This is a genomic window from Arthrobacter gandavensis (genome assembly GCF_015355785.1).
Lineage (GTDB): Bacteria > Actinomycetota > Actinomycetes > Actinomycetales > Micrococcaceae > Arthrobacter_B > Arthrobacter_B gandavensis_A.
Genome location: NZ_JADKYW010000006.1, coordinates 719,954 through 727,874, shown reverse-complemented (window position 1 = coordinate 727,874; position 7,921 = coordinate 719,954). Strand labels below are relative to the sequence as shown.

Annotated in this window: 9 protein-coding genes and 1 tRNA gene; 6 read left to right on the top strand and 4 right to left on the bottom strand. The window is 64.9% G+C overall.

The window, feature by feature from the left end; all coding sequences use genetic code 11:
• Positions 1-280: 280 nt before the first annotated feature.
• A complete protein-coding gene (locus ITX31_RS15165; protein WP_194784187.1) occupies positions 281-1,111 on the bottom strand; it encodes a DUF4397 domain-containing protein in 831 nt (276 codons plus the stop codon).
• 212 nt (positions 1,112-1,323) lie between these two features.
• On the opposite strand from ITX31_RS15165, the gene ITX31_RS15160 reads away from it, so the two are divergent.
• The 4 genes from ITX31_RS15160 to ettA all read left to right on the top strand — a co-directional run bounded on the left by ITX31_RS15160 (position 1,324) and on the right by ettA (position 4,453).
• Positions 1,324-1,399 (top strand) — tRNA-Arg (locus ITX31_RS15160).
• A gap of 217 nt (positions 1,400-1,616) precedes the next feature.
• A complete protein-coding gene (locus ITX31_RS15155; RefSeq protein ID WP_194784186.1) occupies positions 1,617-2,183 on the top strand; it encodes a single-stranded DNA-binding protein in 567 nt (188 codons plus the stop codon).
• Between the two features lie 23 nt (positions 2,184-2,206).
• Positions 2,207-2,668: a DUF6993 domain-containing protein gene (locus tag ITX31_RS15150; protein WP_194784185.1), complete on the top strand. Its 462-nt coding sequence runs from the start codon at positions 2,207-2,209 to the stop codon at positions 2,666-2,668.
• Positions 2,669-2,770: 102 nt separating this feature from the next.
• Positions 2,771-4,453, top strand: coding sequence for an energy-dependent translational throttle protein EttA (gene ettA / locus ITX31_RS15145; RefSeq protein WP_194784184.1), 1,683 nt, complete (start codon positions 2,771-2,773; stop codon positions 4,451-4,453).
• A gap of 80 nt (positions 4,454-4,533) precedes the next feature.
• Here the strand turns inward: ettA and ITX31_RS15140 are convergent, their stop codons facing one another.
• Complete coding sequence (locus ITX31_RS15140) at positions 4,534-5,433, bottom strand: acyl-CoA thioesterase (RefSeq protein ID WP_194784183.1); 900 nt, start codon at positions 5,431-5,433, stop codon at positions 4,534-4,536.
• Positions 5,434-5,639: 206 nt separating this feature from the next.
• Here ITX31_RS15140 and ITX31_RS15135 point away from each other — a divergent pair, with 206 nt between their 5' ends.
• Both ITX31_RS15135 and ITX31_RS15130 read left to right on the top strand, forming a co-directional pair.
• Entirely contained in the window at positions 5,640-6,122 is a 483-nt protein-coding gene (locus ITX31_RS15135; protein WP_194784182.1) for an acyl-CoA thioesterase, read from the top strand.
• Positions 6,119-6,781 (top strand): hypothetical protein, encoded by a 663-nt coding sequence (locus ITX31_RS15130; RefSeq protein ID WP_194784181.1) that lies wholly within the window; start codon positions 6,119-6,121, stop codon positions 6,779-6,781. The genes ITX31_RS15135 and ITX31_RS15130 overlap by 4 nt, the downstream gene beginning before the upstream one ends.
• Here ITX31_RS15130 and ITX31_RS15125 read toward each other — a convergent pair.
• Both ITX31_RS15125 and ITX31_RS15120 read right to left on the bottom strand, forming a co-directional pair.
• Positions 6,778-7,224, bottom strand: a complete 447-nt coding sequence (locus ITX31_RS15125; protein ID WP_194784180.1) for a globin — start codon at positions 7,222-7,224, stop codon at positions 6,778-6,780. The two genes, ITX31_RS15130 and ITX31_RS15125, sit on opposite strands and share 4 nt — an antisense overlap.
• Complete coding sequence (locus tag ITX31_RS15120; RefSeq protein ID WP_323745709.1) at positions 7,221-7,883, bottom strand: mechanosensitive ion channel family protein; 663 nt, start codon at positions 7,881-7,883, stop codon at positions 7,221-7,223. The genes ITX31_RS15125 and ITX31_RS15120 overlap by 4 nt, the downstream gene beginning before the upstream one ends.
• Positions 7,884-7,921 lie beyond the last annotated feature (38 nt).

The following is a 7,921-nucleotide window of genomic DNA, read 5'->3' as shown; positions in this document are numbered from 1 at the left end:
GTGGTCGCCGGGTCACTGGCGGCCGGGACGGAAGCGCAGGAACCCATGGCCAGTGCTCCGGCTGCCAGCCACGCGGCAACGTACCTGCGGGAGCGCCCGGACTGGTGCATGGTGGGAAGGCCTTTCGATTCTTTGGGTTCCCGGCATTTGTGCGGCCGGGAACGAACTGTGGAAGAAATCCGGGGAAGTAAGGACGGGCCGAAGAAGGTGCAGTGCAGCCGAACCGCCGGCCGCACTGCACCTTCTTCCCTTAGCGGGGGTGCTGTGCACGCCCCGCGGCTTACTCCGTGGAGCTTGCGTCCACGGCGCTGCGGCGTCGGGCCGCCACAGCGGTGCCGGCCAGGACCATCAGCGTCAGGCCGCCGGCGGCGGCGAGCATGATGCCGCCGTTGTTGTCCTGGGCAGCGGGCAGTGCGCCGGGTACTGCGTTGGGAGCGCTTTCCATACCCTCAATGGTCTGGGTCGCCAGGGCCAGGTTGCCGGCGTCCAGAGATCCCCAGGCGTAAACAATGGTGTGAACGCCCTCAGGCAGAGTCAGGTCAGCCGGGCCGATTACCGGTTCGGTGGTTCCGGCTGCTGCGACGGAAGCGGAAATTGTTCCCGGATCCACCGACAGGGTCTGCTCGTCCGGGTTGGCCAGGTTGGTAATAACCGGCGTGCCGTTGGCCAGCACGTCAACCTCCGGGGCTGCTGCCACGTGGCGGACCGTCAGGCCGGCTTTTCCGGCTTCGATGGTGGAGGTGTCATTTGTGTAGAGGTTGGCGGTCGGTGTTCCGTCCGCGCCAAGGTTGGCTACTGCCGTGAAATTCCCGCCAGCGGTCAGGTCCGCGGTCACCGGGCCGATGATAGGTGCGGAGGCATCCGCGGCATCCGGAGCGGTAATGGCCAGCTCATAGCTGCCCGCAGGAAGCGACAGTGGGCCGGCCATGCTGCCCGGGGTGAAGTCGTCAAGGGTCAGTTCGCCGTTGACGTACACGTCCACAGTCGTGTCCGGGACGCCGTGGAACACGGAGAGCTGGGCGTCATCCGCTGCCGAAGCTGCGGGTGCGGCGGCCAGTCCTGCCGCGGCGGCCAGTCCTGCTGCGGCGAAAAGTGTGGTGGTCCTGCGCATTGGCTTCTCCTCTTGATATCGGTGCCGGGTGCTGTGCCCTGGCTCTTTGTGGCCTACACCTCCTTTACTCGCGGGATCCCCGGTTTGGATGCAGATGTATTGAATTTTTCCGAGAAACTTTTTCCCGTGTCCTGTTTGGGTGTTTCCGCAGACCAGAGCGGCTGTCCAGGTGCGGGGGAGTCCGGCCGGTGCGTAGTATTATCTATTGGTCTGCCCCCGTAGCTCAATGGATAGAGCAACGGCCTTCTAATCCGTAGGTTGCGCGTTCGAGTCGCGCCGGGGGCACCAACCGCTGAAGCCTCCAGGACGTCATTGCCTGGAGGCTTCAGCTTTCTCTGACCCGCCGCCAGCGGCGCGTCTCTTCCTCCACACCACCGCCCGATTCAGGATTCGCGTCCTCCGTGTCCACGGTTCCAGCCGGGTTCAGACCGGCTCCTGCCCCGTGCGCCCAGAGTAGTGAAACCGGTCAACCGCCGGCACCGAACGGCAGCAGAAGGGCAGAGCGATGACGGACAACATCACCCTCCGGGGCTTCGTGGCAACGGAGGTCCGAACCACCACGGCGGACAGCGGGCTGGCGATTGCCGGTTTTCGGATGTGCACTACTGAACGCCGCTTCGACAGGGAAGCAGGCCTGTGGCAGGACGGCCACACCAACTGGTATTCGGTGTCCATGTTCCGGCAGCTGGCTACCAATGCCGGGGTGAGTATCCACAAAGGCGACCGCGTCATCGTCACGGGAAGGCTCCGGCTACGACAGTGGGCCACGGACGCCGGACGCAGCGGGACCACAGTAGACATCGACGCCGATTCAGTTGGCCATGACCTCATGTGGGGAACCGCCAACTTCCGGCGAAACAGTGCGGAGAGGGCCCCGCTGCACGGCGTCGGTGACGGATCCGTGGCTGCTGAATCCGCAGAGGGAAGCGACGGCGCGTTCGAGGGGGATGTCGATCCGTCGACCGGTGAACTCCTCAGTGCGGAGAATGGATTTACAGGCAGCCCGGTGGCAGGCCTCAGCGAGGAGCTGGACGAAGCCCGGACGGTCGAACCGGAGCCGGCGGCATACTGACCCCTGCATGGCACAATGTCAGCATGATGGCAACGGCGGGGTCGAGCGTACAACGGTGCCGGTGGGCCGGGGTGGCCGCAGCGGTGGCGCTCGCGGCGGCCCTGTCCGGCTGTGCCGGTGCGGACAGCAGCCAAGCCTTGCCGACGGATGCCTCCGCCGGCGCCGGGGCAGGTGCGGTATCGGACGGCACGCCGCTGCCGGACCGGTTCCAGGCGGCCGGGACGGCATTGACCGAACTGGTCGCGGAGAGTCCCGAACCGTCCCGTGACGCCGTGCGCTCAGCCTGGGTCAGCGCCGGATTCAGTGCCGAGGAAGTGGAGGTGTCGCAGGACGGCACGCCAACCGGTTTGGCCGTGGACGCCATCGTCTCGGCTGCGCCCGATGGCACGGAGTGCCTGATCGGGGAGATTAGACGCGGGACACTCACCATGACCACAGCGCCTGCACTCGCCAGCGGCCAGTGCCTGCTCGGCGACGACCGCTAGGACGCCGCCGATTCCGTTCCGGGCCAGGACTGGCTCGATCCGCTCGCTGACCGGCGCCGCTCAAAATGGCACATAGTGGCGTCTACGCACTAGCCTGAGAACATGGCGGAATTTATCTACACAATGACCAAGGCCCGAAAGGCCGTTGGCGACAAGGTTATCCTCGACGACGTAAGTATGTCCTTCTACCCCGGCGCCAAGATCGGCGTGGTGGGGCCAAACGGTGCGGGTAAGTCCACCATCCTGAAGATCATGGCCGGACTGGATACCCCGTCCAACGGCGAAGCCAGGCTCAGCCCCGGATACACCGTCGGCATCCTCCTGCAGGAGCCGCCCCTGAACGAAGAGAAGACCGTCCTGGGCAACGTCCAGGAAGGCGTCGGCGAGATCTACGGGAAGATCCAGCGTTTCAACGAGATTTCCGAGGAGATGGCTCAGCCGGACGCGGACTTCGACGCGCTGCTCGAAGAGATGGGCAAGCTGCAGGAAGCGATCGACGCAGCCGACGCCTGGGACATCGATTCCCAGCTCGAACAGGCGATGGACGCGCTGCGCTGCCCGCCGCCGGACGCTGACGTAACCGTTCTCTCCGGCGGTGAGCGCCGCCGGGTTGCCCTGTGCAAGCTGCTGCTGCAGAAGCCGGACCTGCTGCTGCTCGATGAGCCCACCAACCACCTCGATGCCGAAAGCGTGCTCTGGCTGGAACAGCACCTTTCCTCCTACCCCGGCGCAGTGCTGGCCGTTACCCACGACCGTTACTTCCTCGACCACGTGGCCGAGTGGATTGCTGAAGTGGATCGCGGACACCTGTACCCGTATGAGGGAAACTACTCGACCTACCTCGAGAAGAAACGCGCCCGCCTCGAGGTCCAGGGCAAGAAGGACCAGAAGCTGGCCAAGCGCCTTGCCGACGAACTCGACTGGGTCCGTTCAAACGCCAAGGGCCGCCAGACGAAATCCAAGGCCCGCCTGGCCCGCTACGAGGAAATGGCAGCCGAAGCGGAGCGCACCCGGAAACTGGACTTCGAAGAGATCCAGATCCCGCCGGGACCGCGGCTCGGTTCCCTGGTCCTTGAAGCAAAGGACCTTGAAAAGGGATTCGGTGACCGCAAGCTCATCGACGGACTGTCCTTCTCGCTTCCCCGCAACGGCATCGTCGGCGTCATCGGCCCGAACGGCGTCGGCAAATCGACCCTGTTCAAGACCATCGTCGGGCTCGAACCGCTGGACGGAGGCGAGCTGAAGATCGGTGAGTCGGTCAAGATCTCCTACGTTGACCAGTCCCGCGGCGGCATTGATCCGAACAAGACCCTGTGGGAAGTCGTCTCCGACGGACATGACTTCATCCAGGTCGGCCAGGTTGAAATGCCTTCCCGCGCCTACGTCTCAGCCTTCGGCTTCAAGGGCCCGGACCAGCAGAAGAAGGCCGGTGTGCTCTCCGGCGGTGAGCGCAACCGCCTGAACCTGGCCATGACCCTGAAGCAGGGCGGAAACCTGCTGCTGCTCGATGAGCCCACTAACGACCTCGACGTCGAAACACTTTCCAGCCTTGAGAACGCGCTGCTTGAATTCCCCGGCTGCGCCGTTGTGGTCTCGCACGACCGCTGGTTCCTGGACCGCGTCGCCACGCATATCCTCGCGTGGGAAGGGACCGACGAGAACCCGTCCAACTGGTACTGGTTCGAAGGCAACTTCGAAGCCTATGAGCAGAACAAGGTGGAGCGCCTCGGCGCAGACGCGGCCAAGCCGCACCGCGTTACGCACCGCCGCCTAACCCGCGACTAGTCTGCGGTTCCTGACCGCTGGTTACACGAGAAAGCGCCCCGCCGTCCGGCAGGGCGCTTTCTCGTTGAGGCAACGACAGGTTATCCGGCTGCAGAAAGGTCCGGCAGGCGAAGCATCCCCTCCTGGGCGATAGTTGCCACAAGCTCGCCGCTGCGGTTGAAGATGCGGCCCGAGGACAGTCCGCGTGCGCCGGAAGCACTGGGGGATTCCTGCACGTAAAGCAGCCACTCGTCAACGCGCAGCGGCCGGTGCCACCACATGGCGTGGTCCAGGCTGGCGACGGACATTCCGGGCGTGGCCCAGGAGATCCCATGCCGGCGCAGGACCGGTTCCAGGATGGTGTAATCGGTAGCGTAGGCAAGCGCCGCGCGGTGAAGGTTCTGGTCATCCGGCATGGGGCCAAAGGTCTTCATCCATACGGCGTTGCGCGCGGTCCGATCGGGGTCCGCCCGGAAGTAGACCGGCTGCGAAACATGGCGGATATCCATCGGCCGGTAATAGGACCACGCCTTGGCCACCGGGTGGTCAAACCCGGAGAGAAGGTCCGCTGTGGTCGGCAGCGATTCAGGCTCGGGGATGCCTTCGGGCATCGGCTCCTGATGGTCCACGCCCTCGTCGGGAATCTGGAAGGAGGCGATCAGGGACAGAATCGGCACGCCGTTCTGGTACGCATGTGTCCGCCGGGCCGAAAACGACCGGCCGTCACGGAGTCGCTCCACGCCGAAGGTGATGGGGAGCTCGGTGTCTCCCGGGCGCAGGAAGTAACCGTGCATCGAGTGCATCAGCCGGTCGGAGGAGACGGTGCGGGCGGCCGCCACCAGTGACTGGCCCAGGACCTGCCCGCCGAAGACCCTCTTGCGCGGTTCCTGCTGGGAGCTGCCTACGAAGATATCCTCGTCGGTTTTAGCCCCTCCGGCGTCGCTGAGATCAAGCAGATCGATCAGTGCTGCGGTGGGGTCAAAGTCTTCGGCAGGTGCCATGTGGGTCTGTCTCCTAGCGGGCGGGATGCATCAAGCACGGTGCGCAGGTGTACTGCGGGCCAATTCCGAGGTTAGACGTACCCGCAGGCTAGCCCCAACATTTCGGCTCCGGCCCGGGCCGCGCCGGACGAACGTCACATCCAGCATGCGGCCCGGAGCGCACGGTGCTTTCGCTTCAGGAGTGTTTCTCCTGCGAAGATGGGGGCATGTCTGTCAATCGCTTTCCCATCCAGCTGCGCTTCGGCGATGAGGACTCAAACGGCCACGTTAACAACGTCCGCTATGTGCAGTTCATGGAAGAAGCACGGGTTCGCCTGTCGCTGGTTCCGCTGCCCGGATCCGGGAGCGCCGGCGGCGCCGAAACGTTTCGTTCGGTGACCCGTGAAGCGGGCACCACACTGGTGGTGCGGCAGGAAATCGAATACCTGACCCCGCTGATGTACCGTCCGGACCCGGTGTGGATGGAGATTTGGGTCAGTGCCCTGGGCAGGTCAAGCTTCTCCTACGGATTCCGGCTCACCGATGATGACGGCGGTACGGTCTATGCCGTTGCCGAAGCGGCCATGGTTATGGTTGGCCGGGATACCGGACGCCCGGCAGCGCTTTCGGAGCGGCAGCGGGAGGTCCTGGCGGACTGGGCCGGCGGGGACGTACCGTTCCGGCAGGCAGCAGCGGGAGCGGTCAAATGACCCAGTCATCGAGCCTTGTACTCGCTGATCACCAGGTAACCGCAGACCTTCGCAACTTCGTTTCCCGGGCCCGCAGCGCTGATGACGGCGCCGTCCGGCTGCAGGCGGTGGGCGGGGTACTGGCCGCGTACGTCTGTGTGCTGCGTCCCCGGGTACTGGGGGAAGCCATGCCAACGGTGATCGGCATGCGCGCCATGCCGCTGGCGGTACCGGCAGAGCTGGATACCACTGTCCAGCTCTCGGCGGTTGCGGACCGGCTGGCCCGTCTGGACGACGGCGGCACGGAACTTTCGGTCCCGCCCATGACAGTCTCCGAAAACTGGGCCGGGATCAGTGCTCCCCGTGCCGGATGGCAACGAGGGGAAGACATGGACGTGACGCTGCTGGCGCAGGCGGCGCACCGCGGCATTAGGGAGGTGGCGGCACGGATTCCGGAAAACCCCGGGGCTGCCATGATCAGCAACGTTCGGGTGCCCATCTGGAGCGACCCGGTCGCCGGACTGAACGCCCAGCTTCCTTCCGGCGCCGCGTTCGCGGCCCTGACCCTTGGGTTCCTGCCGAGCACGGGTACGGCCACGCTGTTCAGCAACGGGCGTTGGCAGCGGCTAAGCACCAGCACGGGACACGTGCTGGTGCGTCCGCCGTCGGTCCTGTTCTAGGCCGAGTTGACCATCGAGTGCGCGGCGCGCTCAAGGTAGTCCCAGAGCGTTGCCTCATGCAGCGGTGCAAGTGAGAGGGCGTCGACGGCGCCGCGCATGTGGCGCAGCCATGCGTCCCTCGCTGCCGGGGTGACCTCGAAGGGCATGTGGCGCATGCGCAGGCGCGGGTGGCCGCGCAGTTCCCCATATGTTTTGGGTCCGCCCCAGTACTGCTCAAGGAACATCAGCAGGCGTTCCTTGGCCGGCCCAAGGTCTTCTTCCGGATACATTGGCCGCATCAGCGGGTCCTCAGCGACGCCGTCGTAGAACACATCGACGAGCTTTGCGAATGTGTCATGGCCGCCCACAGCCTCGAAGAAGTTGTAGGCGGGGGTGCTGAAACCGGTTCCGGGGGCGGCCGCCGTCAGCGGCAGTGACGGCCCGGGACGGGACGGCTCGGTCATTTGCTGTCTTCTTCCTGTGCTGCCTGTGAGGTGGCTGCGGCGGGTTCCAGCGGGGGGACGTAGGTGCCCTGGGACCGGTTGCCGATCATGGCCAGTTCACCGTTGCGGATGTACCAGATCACCCCGCGTTCATCGACAAGGCGGGTAATGCGAATTCCGACGGACTGGACGGTGCCGGTTATGGCCCCCACCTCAATCACGTCACCGATGCCGTACTGGTCTTCGATGCTGATGAAGAAACCGGCCAGGGCATCACGGATAACTTCGCGGGCGCCGAAGCCCAGGGCGATGCCCACGATGCCGACGCTGGCGATCAGCGGTGCAATGTTGATGCCAATGGCGCCCAGCACCATGATGGACGCAACCGTCCAGATCGCCACGCTCACAGAGCTGCGCAGCAGGGCACCAATGGTGTCCGCACGCTGTGCGCGCCTCTTGTTGTCAAGGTTGCGCATCACCGGCTGTGCCCAGCGCAGGCGCTGGGACCGCAGAAGGGTGGAGCCTTTCTGGGCGCGGGCTACTACTTTCGAAATCAGGAAGCGGGCCACCAGCCACAGAATCATGGCGGCCAGGATGATGATCCCGCCTTCGAGGAGTCCGCTAAAGTCGAACTCGCTCACTTCAATGCGTGGGGTGTCAGTCGTTGCCGATAGCTGCACGGGTGCTGGATGTCCTTTGGTTTGTGGGGGAGGTGTCC